This window comes from Klebsiella sp. BDA134-6, assembly GCF_015601345.1.
Classification (GTDB): Bacteria; Pseudomonadota; Gammaproteobacteria; order Enterobacterales; family Enterobacteriaceae; genus Klebsiella; species Klebsiella grimontii.
Genome location: NZ_CP064784.1, coordinates 406,533 through 431,182, shown reverse-complemented (window position 1 = coordinate 431,182; position 24,650 = coordinate 406,533). Strand labels below are relative to the sequence as shown.

Annotated in this window: 26 protein-coding genes; 22 read left to right on the top strand and 4 right to left on the bottom strand. The window is 57.6% G+C overall.

The window, feature by feature from the left end; genetic code table 11:
* Positions 1-61 precede the first annotated feature (61 nt).
* The 11 genes from phnF (at position 62) to IYV58_RS28225 (ending at position 8,226) form a co-directional block, all read left to right on the top strand.
* Complete coding sequence (phnF, locus tag IYV58_RS02000) at positions 62-787, top strand: phosphonate metabolism transcriptional regulator PhnF (protein WP_049114407.1); 726 nt, start codon at positions 62-64, stop codon at positions 785-787.
* Positions 788-1,240 carry a phosphonate C-P lyase system protein PhnG gene (gene phnG, locus IYV58_RS01995; RefSeq protein ID WP_004097867.1) on the top strand — a complete coding sequence of 151 codons (453 nt, stop codon included), beginning with the start codon at positions 788-790 and terminating at the stop codon, positions 1,238-1,240.
* Positions 1,237-1,821 carry a phosphonate C-P lyase system protein PhnH gene (gene phnH / locus IYV58_RS01990; RefSeq protein ID WP_087829683.1) on the top strand — a complete coding sequence of 195 codons (585 nt, stop codon included), beginning with the start codon at positions 1,237-1,239 and terminating at the stop codon, positions 1,819-1,821. Before phnG ends, phnH begins: the two co-directional genes overlap by 4 nt.
* Positions 1,821-2,885: a carbon-phosphorus lyase complex subunit gene (locus IYV58_RS01985; protein WP_004127936.1), complete on the top strand. Its 1,065-nt coding sequence runs from the start codon at positions 1,821-1,823 to the stop codon at positions 2,883-2,885. The genes phnH and IYV58_RS01985 overlap by 1 nt, the downstream gene beginning before the upstream one ends.
* On the top strand, positions 2,878-3,726 hold the full coding sequence (locus IYV58_RS01980) for an alpha-D-ribose 1-methylphosphonate 5-phosphate C-P-lyase PhnJ (protein ID WP_004127934.1): 849 nt from the start codon (positions 2,878-2,880) through the stop codon (positions 3,724-3,726). The genes IYV58_RS01985 and IYV58_RS01980 overlap by 8 nt, the downstream gene beginning before the upstream one ends.
* A complete protein-coding gene (phnK, locus tag IYV58_RS01975) occupies positions 3,723-4,481 on the top strand; it encodes a phosphonate C-P lyase system protein PhnK (RefSeq protein ID WP_195729384.1) in 759 nt (252 codons plus the stop codon). The genes IYV58_RS01980 and phnK overlap by 4 nt, the downstream gene beginning before the upstream one ends.
* Positions 4,482-4,587: 106 nt before the next feature.
* On the top strand, positions 4,588-5,274 hold the full coding sequence (phnL, locus tag IYV58_RS01970; RefSeq protein ID WP_004127927.1) for a phosphonate C-P lyase system protein PhnL: 687 nt from the start codon (positions 4,588-4,590) through the stop codon (positions 5,272-5,274).
* Positions 5,271-6,407 (top strand): alpha-D-ribose 1-methylphosphonate 5-triphosphate diphosphatase, encoded by a 1,137-nt coding sequence (phnM, locus tag IYV58_RS01965; protein WP_004127924.1) that lies wholly within the window; start codon positions 5,271-5,273, stop codon positions 6,405-6,407. The genes phnL and phnM overlap by 4 nt, the downstream gene beginning before the upstream one ends.
* Positions 6,407-6,970 carry a ribose 1,5-bisphosphokinase gene (gene phnN / locus IYV58_RS01960; protein WP_004127921.1) on the top strand — a complete coding sequence of 188 codons (564 nt, stop codon included), beginning with the start codon at positions 6,407-6,409 and terminating at the stop codon, positions 6,968-6,970. Before phnM ends, phnN begins: the two co-directional genes overlap by 1 nt.
* 13 nt (positions 6,971-6,983) lie before the next feature.
* The gene (gene phnP, locus IYV58_RS01955; RefSeq protein ID WP_004127918.1) at positions 6,984-7,742 is read left to right on the top strand and encodes a phosphonate metabolism protein PhnP; all 759 of its coding nucleotides are present in this window, start codon (positions 6,984-6,986) and stop codon (positions 7,740-7,742) included.
* Positions 7,743-8,001: 259 nt separating this feature from the next.
* Entirely contained in the window at positions 8,002-8,226 is a 225-nt protein-coding gene (locus IYV58_RS28225; protein WP_224326683.1) for a hemolysin XhlA family protein, read from the top strand.
* Here the strand turns inward: IYV58_RS28225 and yjdP are convergent.
* Entirely contained in the window at positions 8,220-8,552 is a 333-nt protein-coding gene (gene yjdP / locus IYV58_RS01945) for a DDRRRQL repeat protein YjdP (RefSeq protein ID WP_004127911.1), read from the bottom strand. The two genes, IYV58_RS28225 and yjdP, sit on opposite strands and share 7 nt — an antisense overlap.
* 69 nt (positions 8,553-8,621) lie before the next feature.
* Positions 8,622-9,071, bottom strand: coding sequence for a bifunctional allose-6-phosphate isomerase/ribose-5-phosphate isomerase RpiB (rpiB, locus tag IYV58_RS01940; RefSeq protein ID WP_004127907.1), 450 nt, complete (start codon positions 9,069-9,071; stop codon positions 8,622-8,624).
* Positions 9,072-9,435: 364 nt separating this feature from the next.
* Here rpiB and IYV58_RS01935 point away from each other — a divergent pair, with 364 nt between their 5' ends.
* The 6 genes from IYV58_RS01935 (at position 9,436) to alsK (ending at position 15,474) form a co-directional block, all read left to right on the top strand.
* Positions 9,436-10,323, top strand: a complete 888-nt coding sequence (locus IYV58_RS01935) for a MurR/RpiR family transcriptional regulator (protein WP_004127904.1) — start codon at positions 9,436-9,438, stop codon at positions 10,321-10,323.
* Between the two features lie 60 nt (positions 10,324-10,383).
* The gene (gene alsB, locus IYV58_RS01930) at positions 10,384-11,319 is read left to right on the top strand and encodes a D-allose transporter substrate-binding protein (protein WP_004127900.1); all 936 of its coding nucleotides are present in this window, start codon (positions 10,384-10,386) and stop codon (positions 11,317-11,319) included.
* A 62-nt stretch (positions 11,320-11,381) separates the two neighbouring features.
* Complete coding sequence (gene alsA / locus IYV58_RS01925) at positions 11,382-12,914, top strand: D-allose ABC transporter ATP-binding protein AlsA (RefSeq protein ID WP_004127889.1); 1,533 nt, start codon at positions 11,382-11,384, stop codon at positions 12,912-12,914.
* Positions 12,893-13,873, top strand: a complete 981-nt coding sequence (gene alsC, locus IYV58_RS01920; RefSeq protein WP_004127887.1) for a D-allose ABC transporter permease — start codon at positions 12,893-12,895, stop codon at positions 13,871-13,873. The genes alsA and alsC overlap by 22 nt, the downstream gene beginning before the upstream one ends.
* 10 nt (positions 13,874-13,883) lie before the next feature.
* The gene (gene alsE, locus IYV58_RS01915; protein ID WP_004127884.1) at positions 13,884-14,579 is read left to right on the top strand and encodes a D-allulose 6-phosphate 3-epimerase; all 696 of its coding nucleotides are present in this window, start codon (positions 13,884-13,886) and stop codon (positions 14,577-14,579) included.
* Positions 14,563-15,474, top strand: coding sequence for an allose kinase (gene alsK, locus IYV58_RS01910; protein ID WP_139528974.1), 912 nt, complete (start codon positions 14,563-14,565; stop codon positions 15,472-15,474). The genes alsE and alsK overlap by 17 nt, the downstream gene beginning before the upstream one ends.
* On the opposite strand, the gene IYV58_RS01905 is transcribed toward alsK, so the two are convergent.
* Complete coding sequence (locus IYV58_RS01905; protein WP_157262004.1) at positions 15,471-15,638, bottom strand: hypothetical protein; 168 nt, start codon at positions 15,636-15,638, stop codon at positions 15,471-15,473. The two genes, alsK and IYV58_RS01905, sit on opposite strands and share 4 nt — an antisense overlap.
* A 93-nt stretch (positions 15,639-15,731) precedes the next feature.
* Here IYV58_RS01905 and fdhF point away from each other — a divergent pair, with 93 nt between their 5' ends.
* Together fdhF and IYV58_RS01895 are read left to right on the top strand one after the other, a co-directional pair.
* Positions 15,732-17,879 carry a formate dehydrogenase subunit alpha gene (gene fdhF / locus IYV58_RS01900; protein ID WP_077598887.1) on the top strand — a complete coding sequence of 716 codons (2,148 nt, stop codon included), beginning with the start codon at positions 15,732-15,734 and terminating at the stop codon, positions 17,877-17,879.
* A 204-nt stretch (positions 17,880-18,083) separates the two neighbouring features.
* Complete coding sequence (locus IYV58_RS01895) at positions 18,084-18,767, top strand: tetratricopeptide repeat protein (RefSeq protein WP_004127875.1); 684 nt, start codon at positions 18,084-18,086, stop codon at positions 18,765-18,767.
* A 36-nt stretch (positions 18,768-18,803) separates the two neighbouring features.
* Here IYV58_RS01895 and gltP read toward each other — a convergent pair whose 3' ends face one another.
* Positions 18,804-20,117 (bottom strand): glutamate/aspartate:proton symporter GltP, encoded by a 1,314-nt coding sequence (gltP, locus tag IYV58_RS01890; RefSeq protein WP_004109428.1) that lies wholly within the window; start codon positions 20,115-20,117, stop codon positions 18,804-18,806.
* Between the two features lie 411 nt (positions 20,118-20,528).
* Here gltP and acs point away from each other — a divergent pair, with 411 nt between their 5' ends.
* From acs to actP, 3 genes are all read left to right on the top strand, one after another.
* Positions 20,529-22,487, top strand: a complete 1,959-nt coding sequence (gene acs / locus IYV58_RS01885; RefSeq protein ID WP_004127873.1) for an acetate--CoA ligase — start codon at positions 20,529-20,531, stop codon at positions 22,485-22,487.
* A gap of 182 nt (positions 22,488-22,669) precedes the next feature.
* Positions 22,670-22,984 carry a DUF485 domain-containing protein gene (locus IYV58_RS01880; protein ID WP_004127871.1) on the top strand — a complete coding sequence of 105 codons (315 nt, stop codon included), beginning with the start codon at positions 22,670-22,672 and terminating at the stop codon, positions 22,982-22,984.
* Positions 22,981-24,630 carry a cation/acetate symporter ActP gene (gene actP, locus IYV58_RS01875; RefSeq protein ID WP_004127868.1) on the top strand — a complete coding sequence of 550 codons (1,650 nt, stop codon included), beginning with the start codon at positions 22,981-22,983 and terminating at the stop codon, positions 24,628-24,630. The genes IYV58_RS01880 and actP overlap by 4 nt, the downstream gene beginning before the upstream one ends.
* Positions 24,631-24,650 lie beyond the last annotated feature (20 nt).

Sequence of the window (24,650 nt, the reverse complement as noted above, 5' to 3'; positions counted from 1 at the left end):
GTCAGGATCGGCCCACGCTCAGAGGGAAACTCCTTCATGTCTATAGTGAGGTTCGATTGACATGTACTTATCCAGACATCCGACCAGTTACCCGACACGATATCAGGAAATTGCCGCCAAACTTGAGCAAGAGCTTCGCCATCACTACCGCTGCGGCGACTATCTTCCCGCCGAGCAGCAGCTGGCAACCCGCTTTGAAGTTAACCGCCATACCCTGCGCCGGGCCATCGATCAGCTCGTCGAACGCGGCTGGGTCCAGCGCCGCCAGGGCGTCGGCGTGCTGGTTCTGATGCGCCCGATAGATTATCCACTCAATGCTCAGGCCCGCTTTAGCCAGAATCTTCTCGAACAGGGTAGCCATCCGACCAGCGAGAAGTTGCTGTCGGTATTACGCCCGGCCAGTAGCCACGTTGCTGAGGCGTTTGCCATTAATGAAGGCGATAACGTCATCCACCTGCGCACCCTGCGCCGCGTTAACGGCGTCGCGCTGTGCCTGATAGACCACTACTTTACCGACCTGCGACTGTGGCCGGTTCTGCAAACCTTTACCCACGGCTCTCTCCATGACCTGCTGCGCGACCGGCTTGATATCGAACTGACCCGCGTACGCACCAAAATCAGCGCCCGCCGCGCGCAGGCCAAAGAGAGCAACATTCTCGGCATTCCCAACATGGCGCCGCTGCTGTGCGTGCGCACCCTGAATCATCGCCAGGACGAGCAGAACGCGACGGAGTACTCCGTCAGCCTGACCCGCGCCGACATGATTGAATTCACCATGGAGCACTGAATGCACTTTGATACCGCCACCCGCCAGCGCTGGATGTCCGTGCTGGCCCACAGTGAACCACAAGAACTGGCGGCACGGATGCAGACCCTGCAGCTCGCGCCGCAGTATGAGCTGATTCGCGCCCCGGAAACCGGACTGGTTCAGCTGCAGGCGCGTATGGGCGGCATCGGCGACCGATTCTTTGCCGGAGACGCCACCTTAACCCGCGCCGCCATTCGCCTGGCCGACGGAACGCTCGGCTATAGCTGGATTTTGGGCCGCGACCGCCCGCACGCTGAACGCTGCGCGGCTATCGATGCCCTGATGCAGTCGCCACACCATTTTCACACCCTGATGGAAACCCTGATAACCCCGCTGGAAGAACAACGTAGCGCGCGCATTGAAGCCCGACGCGCCGAAGTCAACGCCAGCCGGGTCGACTTCTTTACTCTGGTTCGCGGAGATAACGCATGACACTACAACCCGCCTTTACCCTGGCTGTGCAAGATGCCCAGCACAGTTTCCGCCGCCTGCTGAAGGCGATGAGCGAGCCGGGAGTGATTGTCTCCCTGCAACAGCTTCAGCACGGCTGGCAGCCGCTGAACGTCGCCTCTACCAGCCTGTTGCTGACGCTGGTGGATCACGAGACGCCGGTCTGGCTGGCTCCGGTGCTGCATAACGATCTCGTCGGCCAGAATCTGCGCTTTCATACCGGTGCGCCGCTGGTTGAGCAGCCGCAGCAGGCGATCTTCGCCGTCGCCAGTGACACCATCAGCGCCGAGCAGTTGAACGTGCTTTCCGCCGGAACCGTCGTCGCCCCTGAAACCGGCGTCACGCTGGTGGTCCAGCTTGCCAGCCTGAGCGGCGGCCGGATGCTGCGGCTGACCGGCGCGGGGATCGCCGAAGAGCGGATGATCGCCCCGCAGCTGCCGGAATGCATTATTGAAGAATTGACCGAGCGCCCGCATCCGTTCCCGCTGGGCATCGATCTGATCCTCACCTGCGGTGAACGCCTGCTGGCTATCCCGCGCACTACCCATGTCGAGGTCTGCTAATGTACGTAGCCGTCAAAGGCGGCGAGAAGGCGATCGTCGCCGCTCACGCCCTACAGGAACAGAAACGCCGAGGCGATGGACGGCTTCCTGAAATCAGCGTTGACCAGATTAGCCAGCAGCTTAATCTGGCGGTGGACCGGGTAATGACCGAAGGCGGTATCGCCGACCGGGAACTGGCGGCGCTGGCGCTTAAGCAGGCCAGCGGTGATAGCGTTGAAGCGATTTTTCTGCTGCGCGCTTACCGTACCACGCTGCAAAGGCTGGCGGTCAGCGAGCCCGTCGACACCGCCGGTATGCGCCTTGAGCGCCGTATTTCGGCGGTCTATAAAGATATTCCCGGCGGCCAGCTGCTCGGCCCAACCTACGATTACAGCCACCGCCTGCTCGATTTTACCCTGCTGGCCAACGGCGAAACCCCGCCGCTGGCGACCGATAGCGCGCCGCAGGAAGCCGCGCCGCACGTTTTTAATCTGCTGGTTCAGCAAGAACTGGCGAAAGCCGAACGAGATACCGACGCGCAGCCCGACGATATCACCCGCCATCCGCCGGTCTATCCCTGCTCGCGCTCTTCGCGCCTGCAGCAGCTGGCGCGCGGCGACGAGGGTTACCTGCTGGCGCTGGCCTACTCCACCCAGCGCGGCTACGGGCGCAACCACCCGTTTGCCGGTGAAATTCGCAGCGGCTACGTCGCGGTGGAGATCGCTCCCGAAGAGCTGGGATTCACCGTCAATATCGGTGAACTGCTGATGACCGAATGCGAAATGGTTAACGGCTTTGTCGCCCCTGAGGATGAACCGCCGCACTTTACCCGCGGCTACGGCCTGACGTTCGGCATGAGCGAGCGTAAAGCGATGGCGATGGCGCTGGTGGACCGTGCGCTCCAGGCGCCGGAGTACGGCGAAGAGCTAGCGGGCCCCGCTCAGGACGAAGAGTTTGTGCTGGCCCATGCCGATAACGTCGAGGCGGCCGGTTTCGTTTCGCACCTTAAACTTCCCCACTATGTCGATTTCCAGGCCGAACTGGCGCTGCTTAAACGCCTGCAACGGGAGAATCAACGTGGCTAACGCATTGACCGGCTACAACTTTGCTTATCTTGACGAGCAAACCAAACGCATGATCCGCCGCGCCATCCTGAAAGCGGTGGCCATCCCCGGCTACCAGGTGCCCTTCGGCGGTCGCGAGATGCCGATGCCTTACGGCTGGGGTACCGGCGGTATCCAGCTTACCGCCAGCGTCATCGGCGAAAATGACGTGCTGAAGGTGATTGACCAGGGCGCCGACGACACCACCAACGCGGTGTCGATTCGCCAGTTTTTCCAACGCGTCACCGGCGTCGCGACCACCGAACGCACCGAAGACGCGACGCTGATCCAGACCCGCCACCGGATCCCGGAAACGCCGCTGACCGAAGATCAGATCCTGATCTTCCAGGTGCCGATCCCGGAGCCGCTGCGCTTTATTGAACCGCGAGAAACCGAAACCCGCACCATGCACGCGCTGGAGGAGTACGGCGTGATGCAGGTGAAGCTGTACGAAGATATCGCCCGCTTCGGCCATATCGCCACCACCTACGCCTATCCGGTGAAGGTCAACGGCCGCTACGTGATGGACCCGTCGCCGATTCCGAAATTCGATAACCCGAAGATGCATATGATGCCCGCACTTCAGCTGTTCGGCGCCGGACGCGAAAAACGCATCTACGCGGTACCGCCGTATACCCCGGTTGAGAGCCTCGATTTCGACGATCATCCGTTTACCGTTCAGGAATGGGATGAACCCTGCGCCATCTGCGGATCTCGCCATAGCTATCTTGATGAAGTGGTGCTCGACGACAGCGGCAAAAGGATGTTTGTTTGTTCAGATACCGATTATTGCCGCCAGCAGAGCGAGGAGCAGGAAAAATGAGTCATCCGTTACTGGCGGTCAATAATCTGACCCACCTCTACGCGCCAGGCAAAGGCTTCTGCGACGTGTCGTTTGAGCTGTGGCCGGGAGAAGTGCTGGGTATCGTCGGCGAGTCCGGCTCCGGGAAAACCACCCTGCTACAGGCGCTTTCCGCCCGCCTGACGCCGCAACAGGGCGACGTGCGCTATCAGAACCGTTCGCTGTACGCGATGAGCGAAGCGGATCGCCGCCGCCTGCTGCGCACCGAATGGGGCGTGGTACATCAGCATCCGATGGACGGCCTGCGCCGTCAGGTGTCGGCTGGGGGGAATATCGGCGAGCGCCTGATGGCCACCGGGGCCCGCCACTACGGCAATATTCGCGCGACCGCCGAAAGGTGGTTGCAGGAGGTGGAGATCCCGCCTTCGCGCATTGACGACCTGCCCACCACCTTTTCCGGCGGTATGCAGCAGCGTCTACAAATCGCCCGCAATCTGGTGACCCAGCCGAAGCTGGTGTTTATGGATGAACCCACCGGCGGGCTGGACGTGTCGGTGCAGGCGCGCCTGCTCGATCTGCTGCGCGGCCTGGTGGTGGAGCTGAACCTGGCGGTGGTGATTGTGACCCACGACCTCGGCGTTGCCCGCCTGCTGGCTAACCGTCTGCTGGTGATGAAGCAGGGTCAGGTAGTGGAAAGCGGCTTAACCGACCGGGTGCTCGACGATCCCCATCACCCCTACACCCAGCTGCTGGTGTCGTCGGTATTGCAGAACTGAGCGTATGTCCACTCCCTGGTGGCGCTTCGTGAGTTAATGCATCAGGTAGCCCGGATAAGGCGTTTACGCCGCGATCCGGGGAAATTCAGGCACGATGAGGCTAAAAATGAACGCCATCCGCGTTGAAAATATTCATAAAACCTTTGTTCTGCACCAGCAGCACGGCGCGCGTCTGCCGGTCCTCGCCAACGCCTCGCTGACCGTGAATGCCGGCGAATGCGTGGTGCTGCACGGCCACTCCGGCAGCGGCAAATCGACCCTGCTGCGCTCGCTGTACGCCAACTATCTCCCCGATAGCGGCCACATTCATATTCGCCACGGCGACGAATGGGTCGACCTGGTTACCGCAACGCCGCGCAAAGTGCTGGAAGTGCGCAAAACCACTATCGGCTGGGTTAGTCAGTTTCTACGGGTGATCCCGCGTATCTCCGCCCTCGACGTGGTGATGCAACCGCTGCTCGAACTGGGCGCCCCGCGCGAAGAGAGTGCCGCGAAAGCCGCCCGCCTGCTGACGCGCCTGAACGTCCCCGAACGCCTGTGGCACCTCGCCCCCTCAACCTTTTCCGGCGGTGAACAGCAGCGGGTTAACATCGCCCGCGGCTTCGCGGTCGACTACCCGATTTTGCTTCTCGACGAACCCACCGCCTCGCTGGACGCTAATAACAGCGCCGCGGTGGTGGCGTTGATTCTCGAAGCTAAAGCCCGCGGCGCGGCGATCGTCGGTATTTTCCACGACGAGGCCACACGCAACCAGGTCGCCGACCGTCTGCACCCGATGGGGATTTCAGCATGATTATTAATAACGTAAAGCTGGTCCTCGAAGACGAGGTGGTTAACGGTTCGCTGGAAGTCCAGGACGGCAGAATTTCGGCCTTTGCCGAAAGCCAGAGCCGACTGGCGGAGGCCATCGATGGAGAGGGTGGCTGGCTGCTGCCGGGGCTTATCGAGCTGCATACCGACAACCTGGACAAGTTTTTCACCCCGCGACCGAAAGTGGACTGGCCCGCCCACTCGGCGATGAGCAGCCACGACGCGCTGATGGTCGCCAGCGGCATCACCACCGTGCTGGATGCCGTGGCTATTGGCGATGTGCGCGACGGCGGCGATCGCCTGGAAAATCTCGAAAAAATGATCAACGCCGTGGAAGAGACGCAGAAGCGCGGCCTCAACCGCGCTGAGCATCGGCTGCATCTTCGCTGCGAACTGCCGCATCACACCACCCTGCCGCTGTTTGAGAAGCTGGTTGGCCGCGAGCCGGTGAGCATGGTCTCCCTGATGGATCACTCCCCTGGCCAGCGCCAGTATGCCGACCGCAGCAAATACCGCGACTATTATCAGGGCAAATATCACCTGACCAACGAAGAGATGGACAAATTCGAAGAGGAACAGATGGCGCTGGCGGCGGCCTGGTCTCAGCCTAACCGGCAGCGCATCGCCGCCATCTGTCGCGAGCGAAATATCGCGCTGGCCAGCCACGATGACGCCACCTGCGAACATGTGCTCGAATCGCGCCAGCTTGGCAGCGTCATCGCCGAATTTCCCACCACGATCGCCGCAGCCCAGGCGTCGCGCCAGCACGGGATGAACGTTCTGATGGGCGCGCCGAATATCGTACGCGGCGGCTCGCACTCGGGGAACGTCGCCGCCCACCATCTGGCGGCCAGCGGCCTGCTGGACATTCTCTCCTCCGACTATTATCCCGCCAGCCTGCTGGATGCCGCTTTTCGCATCGCCGACGACGAGGGCAACGCCTTTACCCTCGCGCAGGCCATTCGTCTGGTGAGCAAAAACCCGGCCCAGGCGCTGGGGCTGCACGACCGCGGGGAGATTGCCGAAGGTAAGCGGGCGGACCTGGTGCTGGCGCGCCGTCACGGCGAGCATATCCATATTGACCACGTCTGGCGGCAAGGCAAGAGGGTCTTCTGATGACAGGGAAACTGATTTGGCTGGTCGGTCCGTCCGGCTCCGGCAAAGACAGCCTGCTGGCGGCGCTGCGCCAGCGAGAACATCCCCAGCTGCTGGTGGCGCACCGCTACATTACCCGCCCGCACAACGCGGGCTGTGAAAACCATATCGCCCTCAGCGAGCATGAGTTTTTTACCCGCGCTGAGCAGCATCTGTTTGCCCTTAGCTGGCACGCTAACAATAATTACTATGGCATCGGTATCGAGATTGACCTGTGGCTGCACGCCGGGTTTAACGTGGTCGCTAACGGCTCCCGCGCCCACCTGGCGCAGGCGCAGACGCGCTATGCCGACGCCCTACTGCCCATCTGTTTGCAGGTCTCGCCGGAGGTGCTGCGCCAGCGCCTGGAGCAGCGCGGAAGGGAGAACGAGACGGAAATCGCCCAGCGGCTGGAGCGCGCGGCGCGCTATACGCCGAGCGCATGTTTGACCCTGAATAACGATGGCCGCCTGAGCCAGTCGGTGGATGCGCTGGTCTCGCTGATTCGCGTTCACGGCAACCGACACGAGCAGCAAATTGCCTGAGACGAGGAAAAATATGAGCCTGACGATCCGCTTGACCGGCACCGGCGGCGCGCAGCTGGTGCCGGTTTTCGGCTGCGCCTGCCGCGCCTGCCGCCGCGCCCGCGCCGACGACGCGCATCGCCGTCGCCCCTGTAGCGCGGCGGTGAAGTTCAACAACGCGGTGACGCTGCTCGATGCCGGGCTGCCGGATCTGCTGGAGCGGTGGCCCGCCGGCAGCTTTCAGCAGTTTCTGCTCACCCATTATCATATGGATCACGTGCAGGGCCTGTTCCCCCTGCGCTGGGGCGTAGGCGAAGCGATTGCGGTTTACGGCCCGCCCGATGAACAGGGCTGCGATGACCTGTTCAGGCATCCGGGCCTGCTTGATTTCAGCCATACCGTTGAGCCGTTCGTGATGTTTGAACTTCAGGGATTGCGCGTTACGCCGCTGCCGCTGAATCACTCAAAGCTCACTTTCGGCTACCTGCTGGAATCGGCCCATAGCCGGGTCGCCTGGCTGTCCGACACCGCCGCCCTGCCGGAAAAAACCCTCAAGTTCCTGCTTAACAACCGACCGCAGCTTATCATCATCGACTGCAGCCACGAGCCGCGCCCGCAGCCCCCACGCAATCACTGCGATCTCAACACCGTGCGAGCTATTAACGAGGTCATCGGCTGCCCGCGGGTGATCCTTACCCATATCAGCCACCAGTTCGATGCATGGATGATGGAAAATTCTCTGCCTGCGGGATTTGAAGCGGGATTTGACGGCATGGAGATTGTGCTGGATTAACCAAACTTCATCGTCTCTTCACTTAACCTCACTATCTTCCCTGCGGACTTAACTATCTGAAGGGAATCCTGTGACCACAACACGACGAGTTCTACATCATGCCGGCTGGTTTGCCGGCTTTGGGCCGTTTATACCGCTGCCGATACTTCTTTTTTTCCCTAAGGGAAGCTCGTTTTTCAGCATCTTCAGGCATCTTCCGGAGATCGTATCTCTTACCTGGATTGTGGGCTTTCTGCCCGCATTGTTAACCGGTATTTTTATGGCCGTTCTGTCTGGTAACGTTTATCGCCACTGGTTTTGGCGTTTATTAACAGGGGGAATCGCGGCCGTTGTGATAACGGCCATCTGCTGCGGCACAATCGGCGCCTTTATGCCGATGTTTTTCTATTTAATCCCGCTGTTACTTCTCTCGGCGCTGCTGTCCGGCATGATTATGGGGCTGATAATTCCCCGACTTCCGCCGCGGGTCGCGCCGCATCAATAATCATCATCCAGCCTGCGCTGGTCGCTTTCCAACTGACGGCGGTCCCGGTCCAGCTGGCGCTGACGCTCATCAAGTTCGCGGCGACGATCTTCCAGCTGTCGCCGTTGATCGTCATACTGCCGCTGGCGATCGGCGTTTTGCTGACGGCTGCCCTGATAGCGCCCATCATCATAATCCTCATCATCGGAACGGTTGCCGTTGGGTTGATAAGCGTCATTAATGGCCTGCTGAATATTGCCGATCGCATCGTCAATAATATCAGCGTGCGCCAGCTGGCTGGCGAAGGAAAGAGCGCAGAAAAGCAAAGTAGTAGAGTAACGTTTCATAAAGCCAGTCTCATCAGGGGGCTGGCTCTACGTTAATCAAGGGCTATCGCGGCGAGTAGCGGAGGAATCTCAAATCCGCTGCTGTTCAATCGCGCCGATGGCGTCCACCCGCCCCTGATGGCGTCCGCCCTCGAATTCGGCGCTCAGCCAGGCATCAACGATCATTTTCGCCAGTTCAAGGCCGATCACCCTGGCGCCAAAGGCCAGAACGTTGGTGTCATTATGCTGGCGTGATAGCTGAGCCGAGTAGGGCTCGCTGCAAACCACCGCGCGAATCCCGGGGTACTTATTGGCGGCAATGGAGATGCCGACGCCGGTGCCGCAGATCAGAATCCCGCCGTCAACTTCGCCGGCGGCAACCGCCTGCGCGACGGCGCTGGCATAGCGCGGATAATCGGTGCGTTCCGTTGACCATGCGCCTTTATCCACCACCTCCATTCCGCGCTGACGCAGATGCAACACAATATCGTCTTTCAGGATAAACCCAACATGATCGCAGCCAATTGCAATCCTTTTCATACCTAGCCTCGCCTGTTAGTCACTTTACGAAAATGCTTTATGTTGTGATTTAAACGGCATTTATCGGCCAAATAAGCGTCAAAAACACCGCAACCAGGGCCTGTTCTACACGCTGTAATTTCACAAATCAAGCGTCATCGTTCTTTCCCCTCAAATTACCACCCCATTAAAACCAACAGGAAAAACAACATAATTCATTGATAATTAAAAAATAATAAATAATTCAACGAAAAACCAACCTCCCTTAAACTTCACAATGGACAATACTTTATAAAAATATAAAATTTGTGAAGTTGATAGTATCTTTTCTGTTTTGCCTGTGGTGATATAGTGACGTCTTCATTTTATGGACAATGAGAAAGCGATGAATCAGTCAGAATCCAGTTCGCTCCCCAACGGTATCGGCCTTGCCCCCTGGCTTCGCATGAAGCAGGAAGGGATGACCGAAAATGAAAGCCGCATCGTCGAATGGTTGCTTACCCCCGGCAATCTGAGCGATGCGCCGGCCATTAAGGACGTCGCAGAGGCGCTGTCGGTGTCAGAGGCCATGATCGTTAAGGTCTCTAAACTGCTCGGTTTTAGCGGTTTTCGTAATCTGCGCAGCGCGCTGGAAGCCTATTTTTCGCAGTCTGAGCAGGTCCTGCCGACTGAGCTCTCTTTTGATGAAGCGCCGCAGGATGTGGTGAATAAGGTGTTCAACATCACCCTGCGCACCATTATGGAAGGCCAGTCGATCGTGAACGTCGACGAAATTCATCGCGCGGCGCGCTTTTTCGCCCAGGCCAACCAGCGCGACCTGTACGGCGCGGGCGGTTCAAACGCCATCTGCGCGGACGTGCAGCATAAGTTTTTACGCATCGGCGTGCGCTGCCAGGCCTACCCGGACGCGCATATCATGATGATGTCCGCCTCGCTGCTGAAGGAAGGCGATGTGGTACTGGTGGTCTCGCACTCCGGGCGCACCAGCGATATCAAATCAGCGGTGGAGCTGGCGAAAAAGAATGGCGCAAAAATTATTTGTATCACCCATAGCTATCATTCACCGATTGCCAAATTAGCTGATTTTATTATTTGTTCGCCAGCACCAGAGACGCCTTTATTAGGCCGTAACGCCTCAGCGCGTATATTACAACTCACATTATTAGATGCGTTTTTTGTTTCCGTTGCCCAGCTGAATATTGAACAAGCGAATTTAAATATGCGAAAAACCGGCGCGATTGTTAATTTCTTTTCACCCGGCGCGCTTAAATAAAAAAACCGATCCCACGTTGGTGGGATCAATATAACTGTATCCTACACTGAGAATACTGCCATGAATAAATATCTGAAACTTTTCAGCGGCACGCTCATGGGCGTAATGTTATCCACCAGCGCCTTTGCCGCCGCCGATTATGCTGTGGTTTTAAAAACTTTATCCAATCCGTTTTGGGTGGATATGAAAAAAGGGATTGAAGACGAAGCCAAAACGCTGGGCGTGAGCGTCGATATTTTTGCTTCTCCTTCTGAAGGGGATTTTCAGTCGCAGCTGCAGCTGTTTGAAGACCTGAGCAACAAAAACTACAAAGGTATCGCCTTTGCGCCGCTCTCCTCGGTAAACCTGGTGATGCCGGTGGCCAAAGCCTGGAAAAAAGGCATCTATCTGGTCAACCTCGATGAAAAAATCGATATGGATAACCTGAAGAAAGCCGGCGGCAACGTTGAAGGTTTTGTCACCACCGATAACGTGGCTGTCGGGGCAAAAGGCGCGGAGTTTATTATCGACAAGCTGGGCGCGGAAGGCGGCGAAGTGGCGATTATCGAAGGTAAAGCCGGTAACGCCTCCGGTGAAGCTCGCCGCAATGGCGCCACCGAGGCCTTCAAAAAAGCGAGCCAGATCAAGCTAGTGGCCAGCCAGCCCGCCGACTGGGACCGTATTAAAGCGCTGGACGTCGCCACGAACGTGCTGCAGCGTAACCCGAACGTTAAAGCGATTTACTGCGCCAACGACACCATGGCGATGGGCGTCGCCCAGGCCGTCGCCAACGCCGGCAAAACCGGCAAGGTGCTGGTGGTCGGTACCGACGGTATTCCGGAAGCGCGCAAAATGGTCGAAGCCGGACAGATGACCGCCACTATCGCGCAGAACCCGGCAGATATTGGCGCGACGGGCCTGAAGCTGATGGTCGATGCCGAGAAGAGCGGCAAGGTGATCCCGCTGGATAAAGCCCCTCAGTTTACGCTGGTGGATTCCATTCTGGTGACGAAATAGGTCTGCCCCCCTCTTCCTTTGGGAGAGGGGCATTCATGCAGAGGTAATGAAGGAAATTTTCTATGCTCACGCCATATATTTCAATGGCGGGGATCGGCAAATCCTTTGGCCCGGTTCACGCATTAAAATCGGTTGATTTAACTATTTACCCGCACGAAATACATGCGTTATTAGGGGAAAATGGTGCCGGTAAATCAACGCTGATGAAAGTATTGTCGGGAATCCATGAACCGACCAAAGGCACCATTACCATTAATAACGTGAACTACGACAAGCTGGACCATAAATTAGCGGCCCAGCTCGGCATCGGCATTATTTATCAGGAGCTCAGCGTCATTGATGAATTAACGGTGCTGGAGAATTTATATATTGGCCGCCATCTGACGAAAAAAGTCTGCGGCGTCAACGTGATCGACTGGAAAGAAATGCGCGTGCGGGCGGCGATGATGCTGCTGCGCGTCGGGCTGAAGATCGACTTAGACGAAAAGGTGGCCAATCTCTCCATCAGCCACAAGCAGATGCTGGAAATCGCCAAAACGCTGATGCTCGACGCCAAAGTGCTGATCATGGATGAACCGACCTCCTCGCTGACCAATAAAGAGGTGGACTATCTGTTCCTGATCATGAACCAGCTGCGTAAAGAGGGCACCGCCATTGTCTATATCTCGCACAAGCTAGCGGAAATACGCCGCATCTGCGACCGCTATACGGTGATGAAAGACGGCAGCAGCGTCTGCAGCGGAATGGTCAGCGAAGTGAATAACGACGACATCGTACGCCTGATGGTCGGCCGCGAGCTGCAAAACCGCTTTAACGCCATGAAAGAGAGCACCGGCAATATCGTCCGCGAGACGGTATTCGAAGTGAAAAACGTCACCAGCCATGACAAGAAAAAGGTACGCGATATCTCGTTCAGCGTGAATCGCGGCGAAATTCTCGGCTTCGCCGGGCTGGTCGGCTCCGGGCGCACGGAGCTCATGGACTGCCTGTTTGGGGTTGATAAGCGTAGCGGCGGTGAAATTTATCTCAACGGCAAAGCGATCTCCCCCCGCTCGCCGCTGGACGCCTTAAAAAAAGGGATGGGCTACATCACCGAAAGCCGCCGGGAAAACGGCTTTTTCCCCAATTTTTCCATCGCTCAGAACATGGCGGTCAGCCAGAGCCTGAAGCGTGGCGGCTACAAAGGGGCTATGGGGCTGTTCCGCGAAGGCGACGAACGCAAAACGGCGGAAGAGCAGCGCAAACTGCTGGCGCTGAAGTGCCATTCGGTCGATCAGAACATCACCGAGCTTTCCGGCGGCAACCAGCAGAAGGTGCTGATTTCCAAATGGCTGTGCTGCAGCCCCGAAGTGATCATTTTTGACGAGCCGACGCGCGGTATCGACGTCGGTGCGAAAGCCGAAATTTATAAAGTGATGCGCCAGCTGGCCGATGACGGAAAAGTCATCCTGATGGTGTCATCCGAACTACCTGAAATTATCGCCGTCTGCGACCGCATTGCCGTGTTCTGCGAAGGGCGACTGACGCAAATCCTGACCAATCGCGACGACTTGAGCGAAGAGGAGATTATGGCATGGGCACTACCACAAGAGTGAAAGGCGATATGGACGAGAAAAAACCGTTTAACTTCGCGCTGTTCTGGGATAAATACGGCACCTTTTTTATCCTCGCCATTATTGTCGCCATCTTCGGCACCCTATCGTCAGAGTACTTCCTGACGACCAACAACATTACACAGATCTTCGTCCAAAGTTCGGTCACCGTCCTGATCGGCATGGGCGAATTCTTCGCGATCCTCGTCGCCGGGATCGATCTGTCGGTAGGGGCGATCCTCGCGCTCTCCGGGATGGTCACCGCTAAGTTAATGCTGGCGGGCGTCGATCCGTTCCTCGCGGCGCTGATTGGCGGCGTGCTGGTCGGCGGCGCGCTGGGCGCCATCAACGGCTGTCTGGTCAACTGGACCGGCCTGCACCCGTTCATTATTACCCTCGGCACCAACGCTATCTTTCGCGGTATCACCCTGGTGATTTCCGATGCCAACTCGGTATACGGCTTCTCGTTTGATTTCGTTAACTTCTTCGCCGCCACGCCGCTGGGTATACCGGTTCCGGTGATTTTCTCGCTGATTGTGGCGGTGATCCTCTGGTTCCTGACCACCCGCATGCGCGTGGGCCGCAACATCTACGCGCTGGGCGGCAACAAGAACTCCGCTTTCTACTCCGGTATCGACGTCAAATTCCACATGCTGCTGGTGTTCATTATTTCCGGCGTTTGCGCCGGGCTGGCGGGCGTGGTCTCCACCGCGCGTCTCGGCGCGGCGGAACCGCTGGCGGGGATGGGCTTTGAAACCTACGCCATCGCCAGCGCCATCATCGGCGGCACCAGCTTCTTCGGCGGTAAAGGACGCATCTTCTCGGTGGTCATCGGCGGCCTGATTATCGGCACCATCAATAACGGACTGAACATTCTGCAAGTACAAACCTACTACCAGCTGGTGGTAATGGGCGGGTTAATCATCGCGGCTGTCGCCCTCGACCGTCTTATCAGTAAGTAAGGAATTTATAATGAAAATTGCTCCCTCTTTAATGTGTATGGATCTGCTGAAATTCAAAGAACAGATCGAGTTTATCGACCAGCACGCAGACTATTTCCACATCGACATTATGGACGGTCATTTTGTACCGAACCTGACCCTGTCGCCGTTTTTCGTCGGCCAGGTGAAAAAGCTGGCCAGCAAGCCGCTGGACTGCCACCTGATGGTCACCCGCCCGCAGGACTACATTAGCCAACTGGCGCAGGCAGGGGCGGATTTTATCACCCTGCATCCGGAAACGATTAACGGCCAGGCCTTCCGCCTGATCGAAGAGATCCGCCGCCACGGCATGAAGGTCGGGCTGATCCTCAACCCGGAAACCCCGGTCGAAGCCATGAAGTACTACATTCATAAAGCCGACAAAATCACGGTGATGACCGTCGATCCGGGCTTCGCCGGGCAGCCGTTTATCCCGGAGATGCTGGAAAAAATCGCCGAACTGAAAGCCTGGCGCGAGCGCGAGGGGCTGAGCTACGAGATCGAAATCGACGGTTCCTGCAATAAAGCCACCTATCAAAAGCTGATGGCGGCGGGCGCGGACGTGTTTATCGTCGGCACCTCAGGCCTCTTTAACCATGCTGATAAGATTGAAGACGCGTGGCAGATCATGGCAGAGCAGATCCTGGCGGCGAAACACGAGGTACTGCCTCATGCAAAAACAGCGTAACGTCGTCGCGGGCGTGGATATGGGCGCGACCCATATCCGCCTTTGCCTGCAAACCGCGCAGGGCGAAGCGCTGCACTGCGAAAAGCGGCGCACCGCTGATGTAATTAGCGCCGACGGCCTGGTCAATGGCATTAAAAACCTGTTGCAGCAGCAGCTGACCCTGCACGACGCCCATTGCTGCGGGCTGGTGATGGGGTTCCCGGCGCTGGTGGCAAAAGACAAGCGGACGATTATCTCCACGCCTAATCTGCCTCTCGCCGCCGACGACCTCTATAATCTGGCCGACCGGCTGGAAGCGGCGCTATGCTGCCCGGTGGAGTTTTCCCGCGATGTGAATCTGCAGCTCTCTTTTGATGTGCAGGAGAATGGCCTGCAGGAGCAGGAGGTACTAGCGGCCTATCTCGGCACCGGCATGGGCTTCGCGGTCTGGCTCAACGGCGGGCCGTGGACCGGCGCGCACGGCGTGGCGGGCGAGCTGGGGCATATTCCGCAGGGCGATGACGCCCTCACCTGCGCCTGCGGCAACCCCGCCTGTCTGGAAACCGTTTGCTCCGGCATTGCGCTCAAGCGCTGGTATGAACAGCAACCTCGAGCGTACGAACTGGGCGAGCTGTTCGTCCACGCTGCGCGGGAGCCGTTTGTCCAGACGTTGCTAAACCACGCCGCTCGCGCCATCGCCACCAGCATCAACCTGTTCGATCCCGATGCGGTGATCCTCGGCGGCGGAGTGATGGATATGCCCGCCTTCCCGCGCGACGCCTTAATCGCGATGGTCAAAACCTACGTTCGCCGTCCGCTGCCGTATCAGGCCGTACGCTTTATCGCCGCCTCCTCTTCAGCGTTTAACGGCGCCCAGGGCGCGGCGGCGCTGGCGAGAAGCCGGTATTTAAACTAGCCCAGCAATACCTGTAAGCGCGCTGCCCCGCGATCTTCTCCGGGGGCGGTGCTGCGCGCCTGTCCCGGCTGCCCGACCCGCGTCACATCCTCTCGCGTCGACACGTCAAAACTGACGATAGGCTGTTTTTCGTCAGCATTTCGCCCAAAAAAACAACGTATCATCAGTCAATACCCACAATGAAAACATGGCATAGAAGATGCATAGTGACGGCGCGATAGCGCGTATGCGCCAATTGATTAACTGGAGCAAGACCGATGAAAAAAGTCGTCACGGTTTGCCCGTATTGCGCATCAGGTTGCAAAATCAACCTGGTGGTCGATAACGGCAAAATCGTTCGGGCGGAGGCGGCACAGGGGAAAACCAACCAGGGAACCCTGTGTCTGAAAGGCTATTATGGCTGGGACTTCATTAACGATACCCAGATCCTTACCCCGCGCCTGAAAACCCCGATGATCCGTCGCCAGCGCGGCGGCAAGCTGGAATCCGTCTCCTGGGATGAGGCGCTCGATTACGTCGCCACTCGCCTTAGCGCCATTAAAGAGAAGTATGGCCCGGACGCGATTCAGACTACCGGTTCGTCCCGCGGGACGGGTAACGAAACCAACTATGTGATGCAAAAATTCGCGCGCGCCGTTATTGGTACCAATAACGTCGACTGCTGCGCTCGCGTCTGACACGGCCCATCGGTTGCAGGTCTGCACCAATCGGTCGGTAACGGCGCTATGAGTAATGCCATCACCGAGATCGACAACACCGATCTCGTGTTTATCTTCGGGTATAACCCGGCAGATTCACACCCTATTGTGGCGAATCACGTGATTAACGCCAAACGCAATGGGGCGAAAATCATCGTCTGCGATCCGCGTAAAATCGAAACCGCGCGCATCGCCGATATGCACATTGCGCTGAAAAACGGCTCGAACATCGCGCTGCTCAACGCCATCGGGCATGTCATTATCGAAGAGGATCTTTACGATAAATCCTTCGTCGCCAGCCGTTCCGAGGGCTTCGAAGAGTATCGCAAAATCGTCGAAGGCTATACGCCGGAGTCGGTGGAAGCGATTACCGGCGTCAGCGCCCAGGAAATCCGCGCCTGCGCCCGGATGTACGCCAGCGCGAAATCCGCCGCTATCCTGTGGGGCATGGGCGTGACCCAGTTCTACCAGGGCGTGGAGACCGTACGTTCGTTGACCAGCCTGGCGATCCTCACCGGCAACCTCGGCAAGCCGAGCGTCGGCGTCAACCCGGTGCGCGGCCAGAACAACGTTCAGGGCGCCTGTGATATGGGCGCGCTGCCGGATACCTATCCGGGCTATCAGTACGTTAAGTTCCCGGAAAACCGCGAGAAGTTCGCCAAAGCCTGGGGCGTCGACAGCCTGCCGGCGCACACCGGCTACCGCATCAGCGAGCTGCCGCACCGCGCGGCGCATGGCGAAGTACGGGCTGCGTACATCATGGGGGAAGATCCGCTGCAGACCGATGCCGAGCTGTCCGCCGTACGTAAGGCTTTCGACGATCTGGAACTGGTTATCGTCCAGGATATTTTCATGACCAAAACCGCCTCAGCGGCCGACGTTATCCTGCCTTCCACTTCATGGGGCGAGCACGAAGGCGTTTATACCGCAGCGGACCGCGGCTTCCAGCGCTTCTTTAAAGCGGTAGAGCCGAAGTGGGACCTGAAAACCGACTGGCAGATCATCAGCGAAATCGCCACCCGGATGGGTTATAAGATGCACTACAACAACACCCAGGAAATCTGGGACGAGTTGCGTCATCTGTGCCCGGATTTCTATGGCGCCACCTACGAGAAAATGGGCGAGCTGGGCTACGTCATGTGGCCGTGCCGCGATGAGTCCGACGCTGACCAGGGGACCTCTTATCTGTTTAAAGAGAAGTTCGATACCCCGAACGGTCTGGCGCAGTTCTTCACCTGCGACTGGGTCGCGCCGATTGACAAGCTTACCGACGAGTATCCGATGGTGCTGTCGACGGTGCGTGAAGTCGGCCACTACTCGTGCCGTTCGATGACCGGCAACTGTGCGGCGCTGGCCGCGTTAGCAGATGAACCGGGCTATGCGCAGATCAATACCGCCGATGCCGAACGTCTGGGCATTGAGGATGAGGCGCTGGTGTGGGTGAATTCGCGTAAAGGCCGCATCATCACCCGCGCGCAGGTTAGCGACCGTCCGAACAAAGGGGCGGTCTATATGACCTACCAGTGGTGGATTGGCGCCTGTAACGAGCTGGTTTCCGAGAACCTGAGCCCGATAACCAAAACGCCGGAGTACAAGTACTGCGCCGTCAACGTTGAGCCGATTGCCGACCAACGGGCCGCCGAGCAGTACGTGATTGACGAGTACAACAAGCTGAAAACCCGCCTGCGCGAAAGCGCAATGGGCTAATCAGGCCGCCTCCCCGGAGGCGGTGCTTCACACCTGTCCGGGCTACATAATCCGTAGCCCGGGTAAGGCGTTTACGCCGCAACCCAGGAAACAGATCGCTCGATTATTCGGGTAAAGCATGAGTCTCCCCCACTCGTTCCCGTCGTTTTCTTCTCCTTCACCTGCCTTTATACTGCTCACTATGTCCTCTACCGATAATAAAAAATGAAATACCTCTCTTTACTGCTGGTGATAGCAAGCGTCGCCGCAGGTGCCATGGAACCCGGCAGCCAGTACAAAGCGCAGGCCGAAGCGGGCGACCCGCGCGCTCAGTATTACCTGGCGGATACCTACGTTAGCTTCGGCGATTTTCCGCAGGCCGAATACTGGGCGCAAAAAGCCGCGGACAACGGCGACGGCGATGCTCTGGCGCTGCTGGCCCAGCTCAAAATCCGCAACCCGCAGCAGGCCGACTATCTCCAGGCGAAAGCGCTGGCTGAAAAATCGGTGAAAACCGGCAGCAGGGCGGGAGAAATTGTCCTCGCCCGGGTGCTGGTGAATCAGCAGGCCGGTACGCCGAACTATTCGCACGCCATCTCCCTGTTACAGCATGCCGCACAGGATCCGGAGAGCGACTCCGCCGTCGACGCCCAGATGCTGCTGGGGCTCATCTACGCCAGCGGCGTTCATCCGCCGGAGGATGACGTAAAAGCGACGCAGTATTTCAAAGAGAGCTCCGCCCTCTCCCGCACCGGCTACGCCGAGTACTGGGCCGGGATGCTTTTCCAGCAGGGAGAAAAAGGCTTTATCGAACCAAACAAGCAAAAAGCGCTGCACTGGCTCAACGTGAGCTGTCAGGAGGGGTTTGATACCGGCTGTGAAGAGTTCGACAGGATCAGTAAAAGATAAGAAAAAGCCCGGAGCGATGTCACCGGGCTTTCTGTTTTATTGCGCCGTTTTATCAAATTTACCCAGCACTTCACGCTCGTACGCCAGCGCTTTTTTGCGGTCAAATTTGTGTTCCCACTTGGCGATAACCAGCACCGCCAGCGCGTTACCCACCACGTTCAGCGCGGTACGCGCCATATCGAGGATACGGTCAACGCCGGCGATAAAGGCCAGACCTTCCAGCGGAATACCCACGCTGCCCAGCGTCGCCAGCAGCACCACGAAGGAGACGCCCGGCACGCCGGCAATCCCTTTCGACGTCACCATCAGCGTCAGCACGAGGGTAATTTCCTGCCAGATGGAAAGGTCGATACCGTACAACTGGGCAATAAAGATCGCCGCAATGCTCTGATACAGCGTTGAGCCATCGAGGTTAAACGAGTAGCCGGTAGGCACCACGAAGCTGGTGATCGACGCCGGCGCGCCATAGGCTTCCATCTTCTCAATAATACGCGGCAGCACGCTCTCGGAGCTGGCGGTAGAGTAAGCCAGAATCAGCTCATCCTTCAGAATGCGAATCAGAGTCCAGATGCTCAGCCCGCAAACCCGCGCCACGATGCCTAATACCACCAGCGCGAAGAACAGGATCGCGAAGTAAACCAGAATCACCAGCTTCGCCAGCGGCCACAGCGAGGCGAAGCCGAAGGTCGCCACGGTCACCGAGATCAGCGCGAACACGCCAACCGGAGCATAACGCATCACCATATGCGTCACTTTGAACATGGTTTCAGAGATAGAGCGGAACACCGTAACCAGCGGTTCGCGGTGGGTAGCGGGCAGCGAGGAGAGGCCGAGACCAAACAGCACCGAGAAGAAGATAATCGGCAGCATGTCGCCTTTCGCCATCGAGGCCACGATATTGGTCGGCACCAGCGAGAGGATGGTGCCCATCAGGCCATGCGCGTGGCTCTGCACTTCCGCCGTGGTGTTTTGATACTTCGAAATATCCACCGCCGCCAGCTGCGACATATCGATTCCGCTCCCCGGCTGGAAGACGTTCGCCAGGGTAATCCCCAGCACGATAGCCACCGTGGTGATCACTTCAAAATAGATAATGGTTTTCGCGCCGATACGGCCCAACTGCTTCGCGTCGCCCACGCCCGCAATACCGACCACCAGGGTCGAAATAACGATCGGTACGACGATCATTTTAATCAGATGGATAAAGATATCGCCCGCCGGGGTCAGCAGATTCGAGATCAGCCAATCACGGCTTTCGGCGTGGTAATGCAGGTAACTGCCCAGAAGTATGCCCAGCACCAGCGCCAGCAAAATTTGCCAGGCCAGGCTGACTTTTGTTTTTTTCTTCACTACAGACTTCCTCGATGAAAGGCACCATTCCAGGAGGTAATGGCGCCCACTGAAAGGGGTATGAATTGTGTTGCGTTGCTTTATAGGGTTATTTAACGCGCAATATCAGTATCATTTGCACGGCATGCTGCGCAAGTCTTTAAGAACAGCGGTTTACTCTGATTTTATGCATAAACCCGCTGATATTCCCACCTTATATTGCATAAGTATTTGTTATAAAAAATATTTAATATATTCAATTTCTATTAATCCATTTCTGAAATTATTTCACATAAAAGTTTCATTTGATTGCTTTTCATTCAATTTATTTATTGCGTGATCTGCCCCCCAAATAGCAAACAAAGCCACCAAAGCCCCTACTATTAACGTTTATTTGACATATATTTAACAACCTACAGGAGAAAAAAAGCCATGAGCCAAATACATAAACACCCTATTCCCGCTACTATTGCGGAACGTTGCCTGATTAACCCGGAACAGTACCAGGCGCAGTATCAACAGTCCGTCACCGACCCTGATGCCTTCTGGGGCGAACAGGGCAAAATCCTTGACTGGATGAAACCCTACACGCGCGTGAAAAATACCTCATTCGCGCCAGGCAATATTTCGATTAAATGGTACGAAGACGGCACGCTGAACCTCGCCGCTAACTGCCTCGATCGCCATCTGGCGGAGCGCGGCGACCAGACGGCCATCATCTGGGAGGGCGATGACGCCAGCCAGAGCAAAAACATCACTTATCGCGAGCTACACCGCGATGTCTGCCGCTTCGCCAACGTCCTGCTCGATCTCGGCATCAAAAAGGGCGATGTGGTCGCTATCTATATGCCGATGGTGCCGGAAGCGGCGGTGGCCATGCTGGCCTGTGCCCGCATCGGCGCTATCCATTCGGTGATTTTCGGTGGCTTCTCGCCGGAAGCGGTCGCCGGACGAATCATCGATTCAAACTCCCGTCTGGTGATCACCGCTGATGAAGGATTGCGCGCCGGTCGCGCGATCCCCCTTAAGAAGAACGTCGATGACGCGTTGAAGAATCCGAACGTCAAAAGTATCGAAAACGTGGTGGTGCTCAAGCGTACCGGCGGCAAAATCGACTGGCAGGAGGGGCGCGACCAGTGGTGGAGCGATCTGATTGAGAAAGCCAGCGTGGAACACCAGCCTGAAGAGATGAACGCCGAAGATCCGCTGTTCATCCTTTATACCTCCGGTTCCACCGGTAAGCCAAAAGGTGTGCTGCACACCACCGGCGGCTACCTGGTCTATGCGGCTTCGACCTTTAAATACGTGTTCGACTACCATCCGGGCGACATCTACTGGTGCACCGCCGACGTCGGCTGGGTCACCGGCCACAGCTACCTGCTGTACGGCCCGCTGGCCTGCGGCGCAACGACGCTGATGTTCGAAGGCGTACCGAACTGGCCGACCCCGGCGCGCATGTGCCAGGTGGTGGATAAGCATCAGGTCAACATTCTCTATACCGCTCCTACGGCGATCCGCGCGCTGATGGCGGAAGGCGATAAGGCCATCGAAGGCACCGACCGCTCTTCCCTGCGCATACTCGGCTCCGTCGGCGAACCGATTAACCCGGAAGCCTGGGAGTGGTACTGGAAGAAAATCGGCAACGAGAAGTGCCCTGTGATGGACACCTGGTGGCAGACCGAAACTGGCGGCTTTATGATCACCCCGCTGCCCGGCGCCATCGAGCTGAAGGCCGGCTCCGCCACGCGTCCCTTCTTCGGTGTCCAGCCGGTACTGGTCGATAACGAAGGCACACCGCTGGAAGGCGCGACCGAGGGCAACCTGGCGATCGCCGACTCCTGGCCGGGCCAGGCGCGCACGCTGTTTGGCGACCACGAACGCTTCGAACAGACCTACTTCTCCACCTTTAAAAATATGTACTTCAGCGGCGACGGTGCGCGCCGTGACGAAGATGGCTACTACTGGATCACCGGCCGCGTCGATGACGTGCTGAACGTTTCCGGCCACCGTCTGGGGACCGCTGAAATTGAATCGGCGCTGGTGTCGCATCCGAAAATCGCCGAAGCGGCGGTGGTCGGCATTCCGCATAATATTAAGGGCCAGGCCATCTACGCCTACGTGACCCTCAACCATGGCGAGGAACCAACGCCGGAGCTCTACGCCGAGGTACGCAACTGGGTTCGTAAAGAGATTGGTCCGCTGGCGACGCCGGACGTGCTGCACTGGACCGATTCCTTGCCGAAAACCCGTTCGGGCAAAATCATGCGCCGTATTCTGCGCAAAATTGCCGCGGGCGATACCAGTAACCTCGGCGATACCTCAACGCTTGCCGATCCGGGCGTGGTGGAGAAACTGCTCGAAGAGAAGCAGGCCATCACGATGCCATCGTAAACCAACCGATCCCCTACACCCTCTCCTCTTCGGGGGAGAGGATATAAATACATACTCCCGAAGGATTTCAGGTAGCAGGAAAGCGGTAAACAGGCGGATTCCCGACAGTTAACTGCCGGGCGGATGAGTGTTGCCGACGACCGGCGCGTGAATGACAAAAGGGAACCTCTGGAGACGCTACGATGAACGATCAGATTTGTCAGCGGATAGAAAATAGTGCGCATTTTAAGGAACTTGTTGCAGCCCGGCAAAGGTTTGCCGCCATCCTGTCACTGATTATGCTGGTGATTTATGTGGGCTTTATTCTGCTTATCGCCTTCGCCCCCGGCTGGCTGGGCACGCCGCTGCATGCGGGCACCAGCGTCACCCGGGGTATTCCGATTGGTATCGGCGTGATCGTTATCTCTTTCGTATTAACCGGAATATACGTCTGGCGGGCAAATGGTGAATTTGATCGGCTGACGAAGAGCATTCTCAGCGAGGTTAAAGCATCATGAAGAAAGTCCTGACGGCGCTCGCCGCCACGCTCCCTTTTACCGCCAATGCCGCGGATGCTATTACCGGCGCGGTACAGCGCCAGCCGACTAACTGGCAGGCGATTATCATGTTCCTGATATTCGTCGCCCTGACGCTCTATATCACCTGGTGGGCGTCAAAACGCGTACGTTCGCGCAGCGATTACTACACCGCGGGCGGCAATATCACCGGTTTCCAGAACGGGCTGGCGATTGCCGGCGACTTTATGTCTGCGGCCTCGTTCCTCGGCATTTCCGCGCTGGTTTACACCTCCGGCTACGATGGGTTGATCTACTCGCTCGGCTTCCTCGTCGGCTGGCCGATTATTTTATTCCTGATCGCCGAACGCCTGCGTAACCTCGGGCGCTATACGTTTGCCGACGTGGCGTCCTATCGTCTTAAACAGGGGCCGATTCGCACCCTCTCCGCCTGCGGTTCGCTAGTGGTAGTGGCGCTCTATCTGATCGCCCAGATGGTCGGCGCAGGTAAGCTTATCCAACTGCTGTTTGGCCTCAACTACCACATTGCGGTCGTCCTGGTCGGCGTGCTGATGGTGCTTTACGTCCTCTTCGGCGGCATGCTCGCCACTACCTGGGTGCAGATTATCAAAGCGGTCCTGCTGCTGTTCGGCGCCAGCTTTATGGCCTTTATGGTGATGAAGCACGTCGGCTTCAGCTTCAATAATCTGTTCACCGAAGCGATGGCGGTCCACCCGAAAGGCGCGGCGATTATGAGCCCAGGCGGGCTGGTGAAAGACCCGATATCAGCGCTATCGCTCGGTCTCGGGCTGATGTTCGGTACTGCGGGCCTGCCGCATATTCTGATGCGTTTCTTCACCGTGAGCGACGCCAAAGAAGCGCGTAAGAGCGTGTTTTACGCCACCGGCTTTATGGGCTACTTCTATATTCTGACCTTTATCATCGGTTTCGGCGCCATCATGCTGGTGGGGGCGAATCCGGCGTTCAAAGATGCGGCCGGGCAGCTTATCGGCGGCAACAACATGGCAGCGGTGCATCTGGCGGACGCGGTCGGCGGCAATCTGTTCCTCGGCTTTATCTCGGCCGTCGCCTTCGCTACCATTCTGGCGGTGGTGGCCGGTTTGACGCTGGCGGGCGCTTCGGCGGTCTCTCACGACCTGTACGCGAACGTGTTCCGTAAAGGCGCGACCGAACGTCAGGAACTGAAGGTGTCGAAGATTACCGTGCTGATCCTTGGCGTAGTGGCGATTCTACTTGGCATCCTGTTCGAGAATCAGAACATCGCCTTTATGGTCGGTCTCGCATTCTCCATCGCCGCCAGCTGTAACTTCCCGATTATCCTGCTGTCGATGTACTGGTCGAAGCTGACCACCCGCGGGGCGATGATTGGCGGCTGGCTGGGTCTGCTGACCGCGGTGATTCTGATGATCCTCGGCCCGACTATCTGGGTACAGATCCTCGGCCACGAAAAGGCGGTATTCCCATATGAATATCCGGCGCTGTTCTCTATCGCCATTGCCTTTGTCGGTATCTGGTTCTTCTCCGCCACCGATAGCTCAGAAGAAGGATTGCGCGAGCGCGAGCGGTTCCGCGCCCAGTTTATCCGTTCGCAGACCGGTATCGGTATTGAGAAGGGTCAGGCGCATTAATTATCATTCGTACCCCGGCC